This is a genomic window from Flavobacterium sp. GSP27 (assembly GCF_003970395.1).
GTDB lineage: Bacteria > Bacteroidota > Bacteroidia > Flavobacteriales > Flavobacteriaceae > Flavobacterium.
The window spans coordinates 1-19,146 of the sequence record NZ_RYDP01000008.1; the positions used below are offsets into that span (position 1 = coordinate 1).

A 19,146-nucleotide genomic window follows, 5' to 3' on the forward strand; every position below is an offset into this window, starting at 1 on the left:
ATTTGAACCCCAGTCTGAAAAGACTGGGGTTCTTTTGTTTATAGATACCACGTGTTCGCCCTGCGGGCTCGGTTCGTCACCTTTCTTTGAAAACCCCCTATTCCTATCGGAATAGGGGGTTTTGTTTTAAAAAATTATGTTTTTTTACTTAAATTTGGACAAAGTTTTAAACTAATTTTATTAGTACATGACAAAAACATATATTATTGAAATTCAACAAAATAACTGTTACTAAAAACAGCTCTTATAGAAGAATGCAAAGATTCATGAAGGAATTTTATTTTCGCATGAAAATAGTTTCTTCATTGATATTCATTTTATTATCAGCTAAATCCGATTTGGTATTGGTGCTAGATAGAACCAATTGGAAGTTCGGAACTAAAAACAGTAACATTCTGATGTTGGGAGTAAGTTATAAAAACGTAGCATTTCCATTGATGTTCAAAATGTTGGACAAACGAAGGAATTCAGATACACTAGGGAGGATTGATTTATAGAATGGTTTATGTAGATGCTACAGTATTACCGGAACCTCCAGAAGAATTGTATATCAAGTAGGGGCATTAAATTTGAATCCATTAACTCCTACAAGCATTGGATTATTAGATAATTTCAAGGTTAATGATCAAAAAATGTTTGCTGTAGCTAACGCAATTGATGCAGAAGCTTTTGGGATAACCTTAGAACCTAAGGAAGGAAGTTGAACCCTTACAATGGAACAATTATATACGTTAGGAAAAGTGTAAATAGTACTTCTTCTTAATTACTAACAAAAAAGGTTCAACCGTAAAGCGAGGGCACTGAAAAAGTCTTTTTAAGAATTAATTGTTAATAAAAAGGAGTAGAAAACTATAGTTTTTTGCTCCTTTTTTCGTATTTTTAATGGTAACCAAAAGGCTTTTAGATGTTAGTTCAACAACAAAAAATTCAATTCAGTCCGTACTCTTCGTTATATGATTTAATCGTTCCCAAGGACAATATGCTAAGAAAAATCAATGAGTTGATAGATTTTTCATTTATCTATGATGAGTTGCTAAATAAATACTGTACAAATAATGGTCGCACAGCAGAAAGTCCTGTGCGTATGTTCAAGTATTTACTTCTGAAAACAATTTATACCGTTTCAGATGTTGATGTAGTGGAGCGTTCCCGTTTTGATATGTCCTTTAAGTATTTTTTGGAAATGGCACCAGAAGAAGATGTTATCAATTCTAGTACGTTAACAAAATATAGAAAACTACGTTTGAAGGACACCGACTTATTAAATCTATTGATTAGTAAAACGGTGACTATAGCCCTTGAAAAGGGCATTATCCGTCCTAAGTCTATTATAGTTGATGCCACACATACTTTATCGAGATCAAATCCATTTTCGGCAATTGCAGTATTGCGTGAGCGTTCAAAACTACTGCGAAAAACGGTTTATTTATTTGATGACCAATGGAAAGAACGTATGTCAGAGAAGAACAATACCAATGAATTAGAAAAGGAATTGGCCTATTGTAAAGAGTTGGAGAGACGGCTAGAAAAAGAACAATCTTTAAGTTCTATACTTGCGGTGAAAGAAAAATTAAACTTGCTTAAAGAAACGATAGAAGACACTCAGGAAAATTTTACGTTATCAAAAGATCCAGATGCTAAAATGGGGCATAAATCCGCTGATAGTTTCTTCTTCGGCTATAAGACTCATTTAGCGATGACCAAAGAGCGCATCATTACAGCAGCTGTAGTCACATCAGGCGAAAAAGGAGATGGCCCGGAGTTACCTAAACTTTTAGAAATTAGTCAGGAAAACGGAATCGATGTTGATATAATTATTGGCGATGGAGCCTATACAGGAAAAAAAAATCTCAAACTCACAAGTGGGCAAAATATTAAAGTGGTAGCAAGACTAAATGTTACAATAGCACAAGGGGCTAGAAAAGACGAAGATAAATTTGATTACAATAAAGATGCCGATAGATTTGTTTGTCCTGCTGGTCACATGGCTATACGAAAGGCTTGCCAAGGCAAAAAAAATGTTGGAACCAATCAAATACAAACCTACTATTTTGATGTGGAAAAATGTAAGACCTGCTCTTTAAAAGAGGGTTGTTATAAAGAAGGAGCCAAGACAAAAACATATTCGGTGTCGATAAAATCGGACTTACACCAAGAACAAATCAGCTTTCAAGAAACTGACTATTACAAAGAAAAAGCAAAACACCGATATAAAATAGAAGCGAAAAATAGTGAGTTGAAAAATGTACATGGTTATGATAGAGCAATATCATATGGCATTACCAATATGCAAATGCAAGGTGCAATAGCAATATTCACAGTCAACTTAAAAAGAATACTCAAATTAATGTAGGAAAATCAAAGCTACATGCGCAGTACACTCAATGAGCCTATAAAAGTCAAAAATCGACTCATATAACCTATAATAAAAAACAGTTGTAAAAATTAAAACGCTCATAAAGGATCTTTAAAATCCTGTTATAAGCGTTTTTTTATTGTCTAAAAAAGGATGCTAATCAAAATAAGTGAAGTTTTTCAGTGCCCTCCGTAAAGCTGAACCTTTTTTATATAAAAATCTAAATAACAATAACTATAAAAATTATCGCTAATTTGCATCATTGGCTCAAGGTCATTTTTAAATTTTACGTGAAATATCACTTCGCAAAATCTACTCTTATTAAAATATTACCACAACCATCCTTTGTTACAAAAAGCAAAAACTTTGTCTATGCTATCCATCGAGGTGTTCTTTCTTTAGCCCTGAATATACTCCTTACCAATTTCAATGCATCCCTTTTTACCCCCCCCCCCCTTGGATAATTACAAACATTCATTTATTTTTTTGAAAAAATCTTTATCCAAGGGTATAAATCATAATAAGTGCTATTTTTTAAATTAGACCGCTTATGCGGTAATGAAAAAATGGTTAATCCCGATAGCTATCGGGAGTTAAAAAGCCCTAACTCCACGTACGGAAACCGCGGTGGTCTTAAGATCGATTATGACGTAACCAAGTAAGAAACTGAAGTTATACGCCATAGAGTTTGTATTTTCGGTACTGCTCCAATAGTTAGCTGATATTGAAAGCAGTGTGTTGTTACCTGCTCGCAAAGCCTTTTGTGCACTATAACGATTGGAATACAATAATATTAATTCATCAATACTTGGCAAATACCACTCAGGGCCTAATCCGTTAATATAAGTTTTCGTTGGGCTTCCTGTCATTAAATTGGTGTTAAATGCACCATCTTCGGTACGGTTGGCACCTGTAAGTGTGGGTGCTGTTTGCCATGCATATGTGCTTTCGGTAAGCGCAACGATAAGCCCGTGTTCTAAACCATCGCTACCTTTGTAGAGATAATAAATTATGCCACCATTAAAGAGTTCGCCAAGGTAATGTGTAAAACCACCTGATGCTGCTGCCCAAGTAGCCACACCACTTCCATTTGTTGTAAGTACTTGCCCGTTGGTGCCATTTATAGCAGGATAAGTAATACCACCAGCGGTTAAACCTCCAGTTAATGTCCAGTTCGTACCATTATTTTGTGCTTTAATGGCTCCTGTACCGTTGGCTAAAATGATGTTGTTGGTAAGCGTTGTGGCTAAACCTGTTACATTAGCCCCTAGTATGGTGTTGCCAGATCCTGTACCGGAACCTGCACTTACACCTGTATTGTAACCGATAGCAGTATTGTTGTTGCCTGTTGTGTTTTCGTACATCGCATCCTTACCTATAGCAGTGTTGCCGCGACCTGAGGTGTAGTAAAGGGCATTAGAACCAATACCAGTATTGTTACTGCCGATTGCGTTAATGTGAAGAGCATTAACACCGATAGCAGTATTTTCGCTACCTGTGGTGTTGTTTCTAAGGGCTAGAGCGCCATTGGCGGTGTTAACGCTACCTGTGGTATTGACCTTTAATGCCTCATAGCCTACCGCTGTACTATAGAATGAATTGCCTGTACCACGCCCTACAGTAATTTCATTGAATTTCGCATCAGTGCTAAAAGTTTTTACGCCCGCAACAGTTTGCGCAGTTGTTAAATCTACAAAAGAACCTCCAGCAGAAGTTGCTGCATTTACAAATGCGGTTGTGGCTAAGGCGGTCGTATTATTTCCAACCGCTTGAGTTACGCCAATAGTTCCGGTTGGCAATATAGGTGCGCCGGTAAAAGTTGGAGAAGCTATATTAGCTTTTAAGGCTAATGCGGTATTTGTAGCGGCGATTGTTGTTAAGCCGCTCAAATCTTGATCCCCTGAGTTAGTGCCCGATTGATTGCCAAGTTTTGTGATTTCTGTTGCGTTGATAAGTCTTTCTCCTGTTACTTTATCTACTTTGGATCCTAATGCAGTTGCGGTTAATGTTGAAACAGGTTTATTAACATCGCTGGTATTATCTACATTACCTAAGCCCACCATTGTTGAGGTAATTCCTGCTACCGTTCCGGTAAAAGTGGGAGAAGCTAATGGTGCTTTCAGGTCTACCGCACTTTGATCTGATTTAGCTGCCAGCGCAGCTAGACTCGCCTTTAAGTCTAATGCGGTTTGTATGGCAGTTGATATCGGCTTTGCTGCATCGCTTGTATTATTTACATTGCCTAAACCGACCATCGTTGCTGTTACTCCAGATACAGTTCCGGTAAAAGTAGGAGAAGCTAATGGTGCTTTCAGGTCTACCGCACTTTGATCCGCTTTAACTGCCAGCGCAACTAAACTCGCTTTTGCATCTAATGCGGTTTGTATGGCAGAGGAAACAGGTTTATCTGCATCTGCTGTGTTATTTACATTGCCTAAACCTATATCGGTTTTATTTAGTGTTATTGCTCCGTTTACCTGTGTAACTCCGTTAACTGAAGTGGTTAAACCAGCTACTCCTGCTGCGCCAGTATCCCCTTGAATTCCTTGGGGTCCTGTTGTAGGTACTTGACTATCTACATAAGTCTTAACCGATTTTACCGTTGGATATTTAGTATCTGATGCAGCATCAGTTGCAATACTAGTGCTTTTGTTTGTTACATTTTCTTTTAAACTGAATACTAATTGAGCAGCGGCACTTATTGGTTTATTCAAATCGCTCGTATTATCCATATTCTCCATTCCGAAGTTTGTTTTTAAACCACTCATCGTAATCGCTCCGGTACCTCCATTTTCAATAGCCACCATACCAGTAACATTTTCTGCATTTTTAGTAAAAAACGCAAAAGGAACCGAATTAAAGTGCTGATTGCTTATTTCAGTAAAAGAGTTGCAACTGCCATTTGTGTTAATAGCCACTATCAATTTTTTACTGATAGAATTCCATACGATTTCCTGAAAAGAGGAAGCATACCCGCCTGTTTGTGATCCTGATCCAATGATCAGATTGACCATTCCAAATTTATCTGTTTTAGTTTGAATCACTTCCTGATATTCTACATTAGAATATTCGTCAACAAATTCAAACTTCATGCAAATGTCTTTACTTACTAAAAAAGCATTTGAATTATTTACTCCTGGTATTTTTTCTCCTTTTGGATTCAAAATTACGGCCTGATAGGTTATCCCATTAGTTTGCGCAAAATTTTTGGCGCCAATAAAAAGGAAAATAAGTAGAATTATTTTTTTCATAATTTAATTTATTTAATTGGGAAATTAACACCTAATTGTAGTTGATGGGTCATGAATGATATTTTTTCAGTTGTCGAATTGGATATGTTTAAAGTTTGACCATAATTATAGCCAATACTTAAAAAACCCAGGGAAGGAACACGATACTTGACTTGAAAACCGATGGATGATTCCACTACTAGTCCCGTAAATTCCTTTTGGTGCACTAAATCATAATAAGCGCCATCTATTTTTTGTTTTCCATAAATGATGGTTTCGCCTAAAATACCCACTTGCAGTAAAAAATTTAATTTATGAAAATCGTCCATAGGGAACAAAGAAAATCCTAATCCTGTTTTAACGCCCAGGTATTTAGTTTCCCAACTATAGGAATTTGCAACATTCCCGCCTAGGGCATTATATTCATTAAGAGAAAGTCCATATGAATAAAGTATATGCTTATTTAGTATCGGTTTATTAAACCCAATTTCATAAAAATTACCCGTTCCGCTTTGAAGATCTGGATCTGATTGCCCAAAGCCATTCTTATAATCATACTTTGTAAAATTCTTTCCTGTATTTAAAAAAATTTCTTGTGAAAATAATTGACAGGAAGTAATTAAAATAACAAATAGTAGGTAATTTTTCATCATCGTTTTATAATTTTAGTATAATAATTGAGGTTGGTGGAATTTAGTCGTACTAGGTATTCTGAACTTGGCAACTGTGCCAAATTAATAGTCAAAATTGTGTTGACGGATACTTTTTTTTGTTCAAATATCAAACGTCCCAAAATATCAAAAATAGAAATGGTAATTAGATCAGTAATCGATTCTGAGAATTGAAAATTGACAGTTTCAGTAAATGGATTGGGATAGGTTATGGTTTTAATACCTTCAATCACATCTATTTTATTGGAAGTAATATATTTCCCCCAAAGGCTTTGCTGAAATCCTTGCATTACGGTATAATCTTTATTCGTGGAAGTTCCTGTCATACTTTGCTGACCAATAGTTTGTACTACTATCAAACCATTATATGTTTTTGTTGATATCCCTTGAGAAGAAAGCATTTCATGGTGTAGTACCTGTGCATAAAAAGCTGTACTGAAAAGTAAAAGTAAATATTTCATATAAACGGATTTTGATGTAATGATAAGACAAAAAAAAAGCTATCAAACATCATAAATCCGACGAACTACACAAATTAATCAAAATAGTAAGAGTTTTTGAGTTTTTAGTAAATAATAAATTCAAAAAATGATACAATAAAAAGTAATTCTGAAATCAAAAAAGAATTGTTTCAATGTTAATTTAAAAACATATTACTTGTTTTTGAATTTTTTTGCTACCGAAAAATTGAATTAATAATATATATTTGTCTTTGTGTCGCAGCGTCTATTTCAGTAAAAACAAATTTTTAGTTTTATTTAAAATATATAAATTTTGATTATAAATTTACTTTTCATTATCACTGGTTTTTTAGGCTTTTTAACCTTAATAATAATCCTAGCAAGCTTTAGAAGAAATAAAACGATCAATTTTTATTTAATATTGATTTTTACTCTAATTTCTATTCGTTTTCTATTAAGCGGATTTTTCTCTTTTGGTTATTTAGTTTATTTAAAAGAACATTATATTAATTACTGTAAATTTTTAATACTAATCATTCCTAGTTTATATTTGTATTTTAAAAATTTAATTGCCGATCAGAAGCTATTTATGAAGGCTGATCTTGTCCATTATATTTTCCCTCTTGCATTTTTGGCGATAAATTTATCTGTCGTAAGTACAAATTATTTCTTGCCACCCTCTTTTTATTTTTCCTTCTTTTTAGTCTTAATATTGTACACCATAACATACTTTTTTTTGGCTTACCAGATATTAAACAAGAATGTTTGGGCAAAAAAAAATGGAGAAAGTAATAGTAAACATAGTATATTGATTAAAAAATGGAACCTTTTTTTGTTCATCATAGTATTAATTATTTCGCTTAAACTTTTTGCGACGCTCTTTTTAGTTAACGATTATCGCAGTGGTTTTGTTGCAGCCGATCGTTTTCAGTGGATAGGTGCAATAATTTGGATAATAACTTTTTTTAGAGTATTAATATCTCCAGAATTACTTTATGGCTACCCAATTTTTGATATCATGAAGGAAACAAAAAAGGTCAATCTGTTATTGGATACAGATTGGATTGTTGAATTTAACAAAGAGCAAAAAAAAGATCAAGATAGTAAATTACAAGAAAAAATTGATAAATATATTATACGGTATATTAATGAAATTGAGGAAATTTCTAGAAAATTTGAATTGTTTCAAGATTCAAAATTTTCAATAGTTGACTTAGCAATAAAATTAAATATTCCCAATAGCCATTTAAATTATCTTTTTAAGTATCATTCTAAAATCTCGTTTTTAGATTATAAAAAGAAAATCCGAATTTATCGTTCAATTCTATTGATTGAATCGAATTATTTAAAAACAAATACAATGGATTCACTAGCAAAAGAAGTGGGATTTGCCTCATATAATCCCTTTTTTACCAGTTTTAAAAATGTTACTGGAATTTCTCCACAAAAATATATTATCAAAAAAAATGATTTTTAAAAAACAAAAAAGCTTCCAATTTTATAGATTGGGAGCTTTTTTTTATTAAATTAAATCCTATTTCTAGTCCTTATTTTTACTATAGTATTTTCTATATTTTGAATCCTATTTATTTCGATTACAACAAAAGTAATATAACAAAAAAAGGCGCGACAGAACTTGATAAATTGGTTTATGTGATGGCTCAAAATGATCAATTAAAAATTAATGTAAAGGCACATACGGATTCCAGAGGAACAGAGGAATTTAACTTGGATCTTTCTGAGAGAAGAGCAAATGCTGCGGTAGCTTACATTGTTTCAAAAGGAATTAGTGTTGATAAAATAACAGGAGAAGGGTTTGGCGAATCAGAATTTAAAGTGGATTGTCAAGAGAATTGTACCGATGAGGAGCATGCCTTAAACAGACGTTCGGAGTTTATGATCGTTAAATAATAGACTAGAATTTTAAGTAAACAAAAACAGGATACCGTAAAGCATCCTGTTTTTATTTACTATTAGATTGTCTGTTTAATTATCCATGAATCGTTTCCTGTTTTCCGTAATTAGTGATAATTGATCCTTCAAATTCTATCCATGCTGCCCATCTTTTGTCAACATCTACATTATCAGCATATTTCCGTGCAAATCTCAAAAATGTGGTGTAATGTCCCGCTTCACTAATCATTAAATCTCTGTAAAAAGTAGCCAGTTCAACATCTTTTATGTTTTCTGATAAAACTTTAAATCGTTCACAGCTTCTTGCTTCAATCATTGCTGAAAATAATAATCGGTCACACAATGCATCTTTTCGGCTGCCATCTTTTTTCATGAATTTGAAAAGTTCATTTACATAATGGTCTTTTCTTTCTCTGCCTAAAGTCAATCCTTTGCTTTTTATTAAGTCATGTACCATTTGCAGATGTTCTAACTCTTCTCTTGCAATTATTAACATTTCGGTTACTAGTTCTTCTATTTCCGAGTTGTAGGTAACAATACTGATGGCATTTGAAGCAGCCTTTTGCTCGCACCACGCATGATCCGTTAGAATTTCTTCTATATTTGATTCAACTATATTTACCCAACGCGGGTCTGTGGCTAATTTTAATCCTAACATACTGATGAAATTTATTTGTGCAAAATTAGTGTTTTATAATCTATTTTTGATTCAAATGACCAGATTGAACTCAAAATAGCATTATTTTGCAATTGAAATTTTATAATACTATGAATCAAGTTCAAAAGCTTTTAATTATTGGTTTTGTTTGGCCGGAACCCAATTCGTCTGCAGCGGGAGGAAGGATGATGGAATTGATTTCACTCTTTAAAGCGCAAGGTTTTAGCATTACGTTTGCCAGTCCTGCACAAAACAGTGATTACATGGTTGATTTACAAGAGTACGAAGTGGAGAAAATAGCAATAGAACTTAATAATTCCAGTTTTGATGTTTTTATAAAAGAACTGAATCCTGGTGTGGTTTTGTTTGATCGTTTTATGATGGAAGAGCAATTTGGTTGGCGTGTTGCCGAAAATTGTCCGGATGCGTTACGGTTGCTAGACACCGAAGATTTACATTGTCTGAGATTGGCTCGTCAGAAAGCATTCAAAGAAAATCGTTCCTTTAAGACTACTGATTTATTTGTTGAAGAGGTAGCCAAACGCGAAATAGCCAGTATTTTACGTTGTGATTTGTCTTTGATGATTTCTGAATTTGAAGTGGAACTTTTGGAATCTACATTTAAAATTGAGAAAGCCTTATTGTATTATTTGCCTTTTTTATTGGAACCAATTGTTGTTGCCGAAATAGACAAGCTACCTTTCTTTGAAGAACGAAAAGACTTTGTTTTTATCGGGAATTTTCTTCATGAGCCCAATTGGAATGCGGTTCAGTATTTAAAAGAAACGATTTGGCCCTTAATTAAGATGCGTTTGCCGGAAACAGTTTTGAATATTTATGGTGCTTATCCTTCTCAAAAAGTACTGCAATTGCATAATAAGAAAGAAGGCTTCTTAATCATGGGACGTACCATTGATGCGCAAGAAGTTGTGAAGGAAGCACGAGTGGTTTTGGCTCCTTTGCGTTTTGGGGCGGGTATTAAAGGGAAATTATTAGAAGCCATGCAATGCGGAACGCCAAGCGTAACAACTACTATTGGTTCAGAATCCATGCATGGTGATTTGTCTTGGAACGGTAACGTCACGGATGATGTTGTTGATTTTGCGGATGTGGCAGTACAATTATATCAAGACAAAACAATTTGGCTTCAAGCCCAACAAAATGGACTGAAAATTATTAATCAGCGCTATGTAAAATATTTGTTCGAAAATAACTTTAGAATTAAAATAGAATTTTTATGTGCTAATTTGAAGGAACATCGACTGCATAATTTTATGGGAGCCATGTTACAACACCATACTTTAAAAAGCACAAAATATATGTCGCGCTGGATTGAAGAGAAGAATAAATAAAAAATCCCGTCAAGTTTTTGAAACAAGACGGGATTTGTATTTTAAAAACGGAGTTATTACGCAAGCATCGTAATTGGGTTTTCTATAAATTGTTTCAATGTTTGTAAAAATTGAGCTCCAGTTGCGCCATCAATTGTTCTGTGGTCGCAAGCTAAAGATAACATCATTGTGTTTCCTACCACAATCTGACCATTTTTTACTACTGGTTTTTCTACAATAGCTCCTACGGATAGAATAGCAGAATTGGGTTGGTTAATGATTGAGTTGAACTCAGTAATACCAAACATTCCAAGATTAGAAACGGTAAAAGTACTTCCTTCCATTTCTGTAGGTAATAATTTTTTGTTTTTAGCTCTTCCTGCAAGATCTCTTACGCTTCCGCCAATTTGAGATAAACTCATAGCATCTGTAAAACGCAATACAGGAACTACTAATCCGTCTTCAACCGCTACAGCAACTCCTATATTCACGTGATGGTTGATAAGAATTGAATCTTCTCTCCATTGTGAATTCACTTTTGGGTGTTTTTTTAAAGCCATTGCACACGCTTTTATCACCATATCGTTAAACGATACTTTTGTGTCCGGAACACTGTTAATGATTACTCTTGATTGCATTGCTTCATCCATTGCTACCTCTATCACTAAGTTGTAATGTGGCGCGGTGAATAAAGATTCTGCTAAACGTTTCGCAATGATTTTTCGCATTTGCGAATTTTTGATTTCTTCTGTAAAAATTTCTCCTGCTGGAACAAATACTTTAGGCGCAGCTGCAGTTTCTGTTTTGGCTGGTGCAGCCGCTACATTTGTCTGGGCTGGAGCGGCAGTTTGTGGCGTGAAGTTTTCAATATCGCTTTTTACAATACGTCCGTTTTCACCAGAACCTTTTACTTGTGTCAATTGAATTCCTTTATCACTTGCAATTTTCTTTGCTAATGGGGATGCTAAAATTCGTTGCCCGTCAGTTGATGCTTCTTGAGCAAGTGGTTCTTGAGTCACTGGCTCTGAAGTTTTTTCTGTCGAAGCAACTTCTTTTTCTATCTCTTTTTCAGCTACGGGCGCTGCTTGTGGTGCTCCGCCAGTTTTATGATTTTCTGCAATTCCGGAAATATCCGTTCCTGCTGGTCCAATGATTGCTAAAAGGCTGTCTACTGGCGCTGAATTTCCTTCTTCAATTCCAATATACAATAAAGATCCTTCGTTGAAGGATTCGAATTCCATTGTTGCTTTGTCTGTCTCGATTTCAGCAAGAATGTCTCCTTCGGCAACTGTATCGCCTACTTTTTTTAACCAAGTCGCAACAGTTCCTTCGGTCATGGTGTCACTTAAACGAGGCATAGTAATAACTATAACTCCCTCTGGTAAAGCAGTGGTAGTAGGTTTTGTTTCTTCTTTTATAGCATCGGGAGTTGCTTCTGTAGTAGCTTTTGCTTCTTCTTTAACTGGAGCCACATCAGCTGTTTTTCCAGCGATTAAGTCAGAAACATCTTCGCCTTCATCTCCAATAATTGCTAACAAAGAATCTACAGCTGCGGTTTCTCCTTCCGGAATACCTATATATAAAAGAGTTCCTTCATTGAAGGATTCGAATTCCATTGTTGCTTTGTCTGTTTCAATTTCGGCAAGGATATCGCCTTCGCTGATTTTGTCCCCTACTTTTTTTAGCCAAGTCGCTACCGTTCCTTCCGTCATCGTATCGCTCAAACGAGGCATTGTAATTATTGTTGCCATAATTGATTTATAGTTTATGAGGTAAAAATGGATAGTTCTCTTGTTCGTATACTACATCGTAAAGTTGTTGAATAGGTGGGTATTCAGATTCTTCAGCAAATTTCACACATTCTTCAACTAAACTTTTCACTCTCTTATCGATTGCTCCAATTTCTTCATCGGTAGCATATTCTTTTTCTTTAATTATATCTAAAACCTGTGTAATTGGATCGATTTTTTTGTACTCTTCAACTTCTTCTTTCGAACGATACAATTGCGCGTCTGACATTGAGTGTCCTCTGTAACGGTACGTTTTCATTTCAAGAAAAGTAGGTCCGTCACCACGACGTGCTCTGTCAATTGCTTCTGTCATAGCTTCAGCAACTTTTACAGGATTCATTCCATCTACTGGTCCGCAAGGCATTTCATATCCTAGACCTAGTTTCCAGATATCAGTATGATTCGCTGTTCTTTCTACAGATGTTCCCATGGCATATCCATTGTTTTCAACAATAAATACGACAGGAAGTTTCCATAACATTGCCATGTTGAAGGCTTCGTGTAAGGATCCTTGACGTGCGGCGCCATCACCAAAATAGGTCATAGTAACACCCCCAGTTTCAAAATACTTGTCTGCAAAAGCCAATCCTGCACCTACAGGTATTTGTCCGCCCACAATTCCGTGTCCACCATAAAAACGGTGTTCTTTTGAAAAAATGTGCATAGAACCACCCATTCCTTTTGAAGTTCCGGTAACTTTTCCTAAAAGTTCCGCCATCACACGTCTGGGATCAACTCCCATTCCTATTGGCTGAACGTGATTTCTGTACGCGGTAATCATTTTGTCTTTTGTCAAGTCCATGGCGTGCAATGCACCGGCTAGTACTGCTTCTTGACCGTTGTATAAATGTAGAAAACCTCTAACTTTTTGTTGGATGTATAATGCGGCAAGTTTGTCCTCAAACTTTCGCCAAAGCAGCATGTCTTCATACCACTTTAAATATACTTCTTTTGTAACTTCTTTCATCTGAATTTTTCTTTTGCTAAAGTGTTATTGTATTATCAATGTGTACCTATAACGCAAAATAGTTTCCTCCCACAAATTTGCGCCCCGAAGGGTCGGGATGCAAAAATAAGACATTCCAACTTAGAACTAAAATTTAATAGGTAGTTTTTGGATTTTTTACAAGTATTTTTTGTCAAACATAAAAGGGAGCAGGTTTTTTAGGGATTCGGATTTGTAAATTGTACCAATCTCTCCCATGAAATAGATTTCAATAGGGGTCTCTTGCCGAATTTCATATTCGGCTATGGATTGTCTGCAAGAACCACAAGGCGGTATTGGGGTCGAAGTCGTATTAGTATCTGAAGCAGCTGTGATAGCCATTTTCAAAATTTTAGCCTCTGGATAGACTGCGCCTGCATGAAAAATAGCCACCCGCTCCGCACAAAGCCCGGATGGATAAGCCGCATTTTCTTGGTTTGAACCTAAAACGATCTTGCCGTTATCTAAAAGAAGGGCTGCGCCAACTCTGAATTTTGAATACGGGGCATACGCTTTTTTTCTAATTTCAACAGCTTGTCCCATTAAATTCTGAATGTCATTTGGCAAATCTTCAATGGCATCAAATGCTTTGAATTGTGTAGTAATTATTATTTCTTTCATACTAATTTGAGGAAAAAAAATCCAAACTTCATTCCGAAGCGTTCGGGCTGAAATTTGGATTATTATTGGTGAATTTTATTTATGTTTAATATTCTTCGTATTTATCTCCAAAATTGAAGGTAAGTGAAAAACGAAGGGTGTTTTCTAAAGGGTTTTTTACTTTTGATGCCGAGAATAAATACGAAACATCTACTTTGACAACATTGTATTTAAAACCTGCTCCAAGGGATAAAAATTGTCTAGCCCCTTTCAACGGACTTTCATGAAAATATCCCAAGCGCATGGCAAAGGAATCTTGGTACAAATATTCAGCACCTACCGCATAAGTTACTTCTTTTACCTCTTCTCCAAATCCATCAGGCGCATCACCAAATGATTTAAAAACACCAGATGCCCAGCCTATTGAACGGTAATTGTCATTGTTTTGATTGCGTTCTTCGGGAGCCACTGTGCCATCTCCATTCAAATCTGGATTTTGAGGAGTTGGAACTAATAATTTATTAAATTCAACATTTAAAGCAACCTTATTATAATCGTCTAATATAAAATCAAAACCAGTTCCAATTTTTAAATTAGCGGGTAAAAAATTATTATTAAAATCATCATTGTCATAACTAATCTTTGGACCTAGATTCTGAATATTAAATCCCGCTCTCCATCTCCCGTTAAATTCATTGTACGCCAGTTCTTCGGATTGGTAAAAACCGGCTACATCAACAGCAAATGAACTGGCAGATGTGGCGTCGTTATTTTCGGAAGCAATTTTTAAATTAGAATTTATAAATCGTCCTGCAATCGCCATCGAGAATTTCTCGCTTAGTTTTAAGGAGTAGGAGCCGTCAACAGCAAATTCATTAGGCGATACGGTTGGAAAGGTTTCTGTAGGTTCGCCAGTTCTGCGTAATTCAATATCGCCCCATCCAAAATAACGAATGCTTCCTGCAAAAGCACTTCGGTCATTCAGTTTTTGATAATAGGTCAGTTGTGCTAATGCGATATCATTTACCAGATCAGTAAGGTATGGCGTGTAACTTATTGAAAACCCTTGCGCATCTGTGGCAAATGCATATTTTGCCGGATTCCATTGCTGAGAAAAAGCATCGGCTGATGTGGCAACCCCTATATCTCCCATCCCTGCAGCTCTTGCATCGGCAGCGACTAATAAAAATGGAACTCCAGGGTTTATGACCCTATTATCCTGAGCTTTTGCAAAGGAAACCATAAATAAAAGGGTAAAAATCAGTATTGTTTTTTTCATTATTTCAGAAGGTTTGTTAAACAAATATAGTATTTAATTAAAGGATTACAAGTTTCTCATATTTTTCGGATTTCTTGTTGGTTAGGCTTGATTTTACAGTGAGTTTATAGATATAGACTCCCTTCCCTATTCGGTCTCCAAAATCATCTTTGCCGTCCCAAGTGATTTCTTTGGATAAAAAACCGTCTGTCGTGACGATTTGATTCCTTGTCCAAACTATTTTCCCTGTTATTGTCATTACTTGAACCTGAACGTCTAATGGTTCAAATGGTCTGTTGTGCGTAAACCAAAACTCCGTATAGCTGACAAATGGATTGGGGTAATTTAGCACATGTGTCAATGTTATGGCATCATCACCCACTACAATAAACTGAATTTCTGTGGTTACGGGATTGTTGTACACATCCCAAGCTTTGAATGCGATTGTATGCAACCCGGGAGCTAAATTGCGCAACGGAAACCGAAGCATTCCACTGGTGAAATCATCCAGTTTTGTTTGATAATAGTCATTTAATACAAAGGGATTGCTTACATCTCCATCTAAAATGGCAACAATATCATGGCCTATTCCGCTGGCTGTATTTATGCCGTTTTCATCTTCAAGTAACGCAACAAGAAACGGGGATTCATTTGTTATTCCGCCAGAAACAAAAGTCTCGTCATTCATGTATAACTTCACTGTTGGGCTAATATTGTCTGTTGCGGCATTTTCGTTTATTCCGCCTATTTTTATGGTAGCATCATATCCGGTTTCGTTTTGTAATACTTCATTTTTTTTGGCATAAAAGCTAATTCTTCCGTTTGCCAAAGGGATTCTGATATCTCGGGGTACAACAAAGCTAAATTCAAATTCACCGTTTGTAACCGATGCATTTCCCCGGAATATGGTTTCTCCTAAAACATTAAAATTCATGACTGGACTATTTCCGTCATTATTATAGGTTGCTCTTGAAATGGTTTTGTCAAAAATAGTAGTGGAAACTTCACCATTATAGTTGGTCAAAGGATTGTTGTTCTCATCCGTAACTTCGCCGGTCAACTTGATTTTAGAGAGTGATTTGAAGTCCTCAATACTTTGGGTAACGGCTATGTCATTCACTTTTGTTAATCTAATTTTTGGTCTGGGGACAGCGAGCATTAATGCAGGGTCGCCAATGTAAAAGACGACATTGGTCGCTGAATTGGGATTGCTGTTTTTCGAAATTCTCAGTGCTTCTGCAATAGATAAATATTGGTTTGAGCCGTATGATAATAAATTTTTAGTAAAAACATCATTAAAGTTTTCGGCACTAAACTGACCAATGGAACGAATCGTTGTAATCATGGCTATTGCCCCGCCTTTTGGGTTCCAGTACGTATATTCCCCAGCTGTAGGTCTAAAGGGATTGTCAAAGCGGGAAAATTCACAGGTAATAGTGATGAATAATGGATATTTGAATTGATTGCTTAAATTTTGTCCGTCTGATTTTTCCCAAATCCGCTCGCTTGATAAACCGTCTTCGCCACCATGACCTAAATAATTAAATACTAAAGCGCCTTTTTCGAAAGCATTAAAGAAATCGGCTCGTGCTTTAGGGTATCTGGATCCTCCTGCAGCGGCTTCCTGAATGTAGGAATCCAAGAGGATTTTATTGACATTCAAAAAAGGTTTTTCGGTAGCAATGGTATTTGCAAGCGTATTTTGTCTTTTTTGCAAAGTGGCATCGGAGGCAATATCTGAATCATCAGAAATTAAAACAAAATTATTTCTCCAGCTTCCGTAAGATTTTATGTCGTGATATTCAATTACTTTATTCACCATTTCATCCGCCTGTTTGGAGTCGTTCACCAGCATTCGGCCTACTGCAATATCGATTCCCCCAAAATAGGAAATAACATTTCCTTCTGAAGGATCCATTAGTCCAAAAAAATCATCAGAGGCAAAAGAGGATTCTCCCGATGTATTGCTATTTAAAGAGTGATAAATAGGGACAACATTGGTATTGTTGATGATTCTGTTTTTGAAATCGTAGGAAGCATCGCCAAAAAGGTTAATGAATTGTATTCTTTTTTGTGGTGTTGAAGCATTTTTATAGATGTATTTAATGCAGTTTCTTATAGCAGCGACATCCTGTTTGCCCGAAGAAAATTCTTGATATATCGATTCTAAAGGGATTACTTTTACATTCAAATTAGAATAATTGCGGTGAAAACCGGCTAGTTTTTCAGCTTGAGAAACTAAAAATGAAGGCGAAATAATTACATAATCGATATCTTGAAATTGACCCAGACTATTTTTGAATAAGGTTCCTTTTAGGTTTTGATTCTGGACCGTTGATCTGCTTTCTTTTAAAGGAGTATAATAATCCAAGGCCTCTACTGCAATGTACTTTCTGAGTTCTCCCAAACCTGCTTTGAAATTGACTGTATTTTGATCTACATTTTCGATTTTAGTTGTGTTGTAGCTATCCGTAACATCCCATATTTGAGAGATTCCCGCTGCATTTGAAATAAGATAATTGACAATTCCGGTCTTTGCGCCGGATTGATCGTATTGAAAATGAAACTGTTTTCCGTATCCTTGAAGTTTTCTCTTGGCAATTAGCCTAATATTATCCAGAAAGCCTTTAGAGCCCGGAACGCCATTGTTGTTGTATTTGAGCTTTATTTTGACCGTTTCGGCCCCATTGAATGAGGCGTTAATGGGTAAATACCCCAAAACAAATTCAGTTTCTGAATTTTTATTCAGCGCAGGAAACGAGATGTTTCCAACTGAAATTCCGTTTGCAGTCACAGTAAATGAAGTAGGTGTAAAGGCGGCTGAGGCTGCTGTCAGCATGATTTTAACGGGTGATGTGGCGTCAAAATTAGGAAAGGTAAAGTCAAACTCCTGTTCGTTTTTAACCTCAAATGATTCGCCAAGCCATTGACGGCCCAATCGGGCAATGTTTGCCAGATCTACTTCATGGTGTTGGTGATCATCAAAGGAGGTTAAAGTCAACGTGCTGTTTCCGGCAGGTTGACTTAAAGGAGCCATTCTTTTCCCGTCAGCACCTTGCGTTGTAATGTAGTAATACGATTTTGTGTCATATAAGTTAAGGTGTGTTTTGCTTTCCTCATTCCAAGTATCAACGCCTTCACCATAAAAAAGAATGTAATCTTCATTGTTGAAAATGCCGTCCCCCTCGCCATTTATTTGAATTGCATTTTCGATCAAGTCATTTGGATAGTAAATGTTGTTGGACAGTGGTGCCATTCGTCCACCATTGCCGTATATTTTTATTTTTCGGGGGTCAGCGGTAACATCAAGTCCGAGTTGTTGCAGAAAGCTTTTAGAGATTTTATACACGCCCGATTTTTCAATATAAAATCGAAACCAAGTACCGCTCGATAAAACCGAATTAGAAATGCCATTAAACGTTTTTTCGGAGGGTGAAATTCTAGAAGTATTACGCTCTATTTCATACGAAAAGGATTTGATTCGTTTGAATCCGAAATTATCTTTAATTATTGGTGTAAGCTCAATAAAGGCATTCTTTAGCTCTCTAGAATTACGTATTTGCAAAGACGAACTTACTGTTTTAGGAAGGTTTGCAATATCTAAATCTCCGAGTTCAGCAGCAGTAATCGATTCGTAAATTATATTTGTAACTTGAATTTTCCCTTCGTCAAAAGAGACTGGTTCATTTATTTTTAAAGTAAAAAGGAGCGTTTTGGCAGTAGCATTATAATGGAAACTATTTCCTAAAAAAAAAGGGATCGTAACTTTGAAATCACCATAGGACATTTCTTTTTTTTCTAACCAATCGATGGTTGCATCGCCTTTGATTTGGGCAAAAGAAATGAACGGAAATAGGACTAAATAAGCCAAAATAATTTTTCTCATTATTTT

The 19,146-nt window shown here is 35.7% G+C and carries 14 protein-coding genes and 1 pseudogene; 6 read left to right on the plus strand and 9 right to left on the minus strand.

Annotation, left to right across the window (positions count from 1 at the left end; genetic code table 11):
* Window positions 1–206: 206 nt before the first annotated feature.
* From EKM05_RS08535 to EKM05_RS08545, 3 genes and pseudogenes are all read left to right on the plus strand, one after another.
* Complete coding sequence (locus EKM05_RS08535) at window positions 207–497, plus strand: hypothetical protein (protein ID WP_126554611.1); 291 nt, start codon at window positions 207–209, stop codon at window positions 495–497.
* A pseudogene (locus EKM05_RS08540) lies at window positions 496–704 on the plus strand (anti-sigma factor); the annotation flags it as partial. The gene EKM05_RS08535 and the pseudogene EKM05_RS08540, both read left to right, overlap by 2 nt.
* Window positions 705–904: 200 nt before the next feature.
* The gene (locus tag EKM05_RS08545; RefSeq protein ID WP_126554613.1) at window positions 905–2,353 is read left to right on the plus strand and encodes an IS1182 family transposase; all 1,449 of its coding nucleotides are present in this window, start codon (window positions 905–907) and stop codon (window positions 2,351–2,353) included.
* A 596-nt stretch (window positions 2,354–2,949) separates the two neighbouring features.
* Here EKM05_RS08545 and EKM05_RS08550 read toward each other — a convergent pair.
* Genes EKM05_RS08550 through EKM05_RS08560 form a run of 3 tightly spaced genes read right to left on the minus strand, consistent with a single transcriptional unit; the run spans window position 2,950 to window position 6,718 of the window.
* Window positions 2,950–5,607 (minus strand): hypothetical protein, encoded by a 2,658-nt coding sequence (locus tag EKM05_RS08550; protein WP_126554615.1) that lies wholly within the window; start codon window positions 5,605–5,607, stop codon window positions 2,950–2,952.
* 8 nt (window positions 5,608–5,615) lie between these two features.
* Window positions 5,616–6,239, minus strand: coding sequence for a hypothetical protein (locus tag EKM05_RS08555; RefSeq protein ID WP_126554617.1), 624 nt, complete (start codon window positions 6,237–6,239; stop codon window positions 5,616–5,618).
* Window positions 6,236–6,718: a T9SS type A sorting domain-containing protein gene (locus EKM05_RS08560; protein WP_126461620.1), complete on the minus strand. Its 483-nt coding sequence runs from the start codon at window positions 6,716–6,718 to the stop codon at window positions 6,236–6,238. Before EKM05_RS08560 ends, EKM05_RS08555 begins: the two co-directional genes overlap by 4 nt.
* A gap of 313 nt (window positions 6,719–7,031) precedes the next feature.
* Between EKM05_RS08560 and EKM05_RS08565 the strand changes: the two genes are divergently transcribed.
* Window positions 7,032–8,195, plus strand: a complete 1,164-nt coding sequence (locus EKM05_RS08565) for an AraC family transcriptional regulator (protein WP_126554619.1) — start codon at window positions 7,032–7,034, stop codon at window positions 8,193–8,195.
* Between the two features lie 98 nt (window positions 8,196–8,293).
* The gene (locus tag EKM05_RS08570; RefSeq protein WP_233584092.1) at window positions 8,294–8,629 is read left to right on the plus strand and encodes an OmpA family protein; all 336 of its coding nucleotides are present in this window, start codon (window positions 8,294–8,296) and stop codon (window positions 8,627–8,629) included.
* 79 nt (window positions 8,630–8,708) lie between these two features.
* On the opposite strand, the gene EKM05_RS08575 is transcribed toward EKM05_RS08570, so the two are convergent.
* Window positions 8,709–9,290 carry a tRNA-(ms[2]io[6]A)-hydroxylase gene (locus tag EKM05_RS08575; protein ID WP_126461626.1) on the minus strand — a complete coding sequence of 194 codons (582 nt, stop codon included), beginning with the start codon at window positions 9,288–9,290 and terminating at the stop codon, window positions 8,709–8,711.
* A 110-nt stretch (window positions 9,291–9,400) separates the two neighbouring features.
* Here EKM05_RS08575 and EKM05_RS08580 point away from each other — a divergent pair, with 110 nt between their 5' ends.
* Window positions 9,401–10,642, plus strand: coding sequence for a glycosyltransferase (locus EKM05_RS08580; RefSeq protein ID WP_126554623.1), 1,242 nt, complete (start codon window positions 9,401–9,403; stop codon window positions 10,640–10,642).
* A 56-nt stretch (window positions 10,643–10,698) separates the two neighbouring features.
* Here the strand turns inward: EKM05_RS08580 and EKM05_RS08585 are convergent, their stop codons facing one another.
* The 5 genes from EKM05_RS08585 to porU form a co-directional block, all read right to left on the minus strand.
* Window positions 10,699–12,372, minus strand: a complete 1,674-nt coding sequence (locus tag EKM05_RS08585; protein ID WP_126554625.1) for a pyruvate dehydrogenase complex dihydrolipoamide acetyltransferase — start codon at window positions 12,370–12,372, stop codon at window positions 10,699–10,701.
* A 7-nt stretch (window positions 12,373–12,379) separates the two neighbouring features.
* Complete coding sequence (gene pdhA, locus EKM05_RS08590) at window positions 12,380–13,378, minus strand: pyruvate dehydrogenase (acetyl-transferring) E1 component subunit alpha (protein WP_126554627.1); 999 nt, start codon at window positions 13,376–13,378, stop codon at window positions 12,380–12,382.
* Window positions 13,379–13,534: 156 nt separating this feature from the next.
* Window positions 13,535–14,017 (minus strand): cytidine deaminase, encoded by a 483-nt coding sequence (cdd, locus tag EKM05_RS08595; protein WP_126461638.1) that lies wholly within the window; start codon window positions 14,015–14,017, stop codon window positions 13,535–13,537.
* Window positions 14,018–14,102: 85 nt separating this feature from the next.
* Window positions 14,103–15,275 carry a type IX secretion system outer membrane channel protein PorV gene (gene porV / locus EKM05_RS08600; protein WP_126554629.1) on the minus strand — a complete coding sequence of 391 codons (1,173 nt, stop codon included), beginning with the start codon at window positions 15,273–15,275 and terminating at the stop codon, window positions 14,103–14,105.
* Between the two features lie 37 nt (window positions 15,276–15,312).
* On the minus strand, window positions 15,313–19,140 hold the full coding sequence (gene porU, locus EKM05_RS08605; protein WP_126554631.1) for a type IX secretion system sortase PorU: 3,828 nt from the start codon (window positions 19,138–19,140) through the stop codon (window positions 15,313–15,315).
* Between the last annotated feature and the right edge of the window lie 6 nt (window positions 19,141–19,146).

Coding starts and splice junctions, on each gene's coding strand:
- porV (WP_126554629.1), bottom strand. CDS start 15,275: ATGAAAAAAACAATACTGATTTTTACCCTTTTATTTATGGTTTCCTTT.
- cdd (WP_126461638.1), bottom strand. CDS start 14,017: ATGAAAGAAATAATAATTACTACACAATTCAAAGCATTTGATGCCATT.
- EKM05_RS08545 (WP_126554613.1), top strand. CDS start 905: ATGTTAGTTCAACAACAAAAAATTCAATTCAGTCCGTACTCTTCGTTA.
- pdhA (WP_126554627.1), bottom strand. CDS start 13,378: ATGAAAGAAGTTACAAAAGAAGTATATTTAAAGTGGTATGAAGACATG.
- EKM05_RS08575 (WP_126461626.1), bottom strand. CDS start 9,290: ATGTTAGGATTAAAATTAGCCACAGACCCGCGTTGGGTAAATATAGTT.
- EKM05_RS08580 (WP_126554623.1), top strand. CDS start 9,401: ATGAATCAAGTTCAAAAGCTTTTAATTATTGGTTTTGTTTGGCCGGAA.
- porU (WP_126554631.1), bottom strand. CDS start 19,140: ATGAGAAAAATTATTTTGGCTTATTTAGTCCTATTTCCGTTCATTTCT.
- EKM05_RS08555 (WP_126554617.1), bottom strand. CDS start 6,239: ATGATGAAAAATTACCTACTATTTGTTATTTTAATTACTTCCTGTCAA.
- EKM05_RS08550 (WP_126554615.1), bottom strand. CDS start 5,607: ATGAAAAAAATAATTCTACTTATTTTCCTTTTTATTGGCGCCAAAAAT.
- EKM05_RS08585 (WP_126554625.1), bottom strand. CDS start 12,372: ATGGCAACAATAATTACAATGCCTCGTTTGAGCGATACGATGACGGAA.
- EKM05_RS08560 (WP_126461620.1), bottom strand. CDS start 6,718: ATGAAATATTTACTTTTACTTTTCAGTACAGCTTTTTATGCACAGGTA.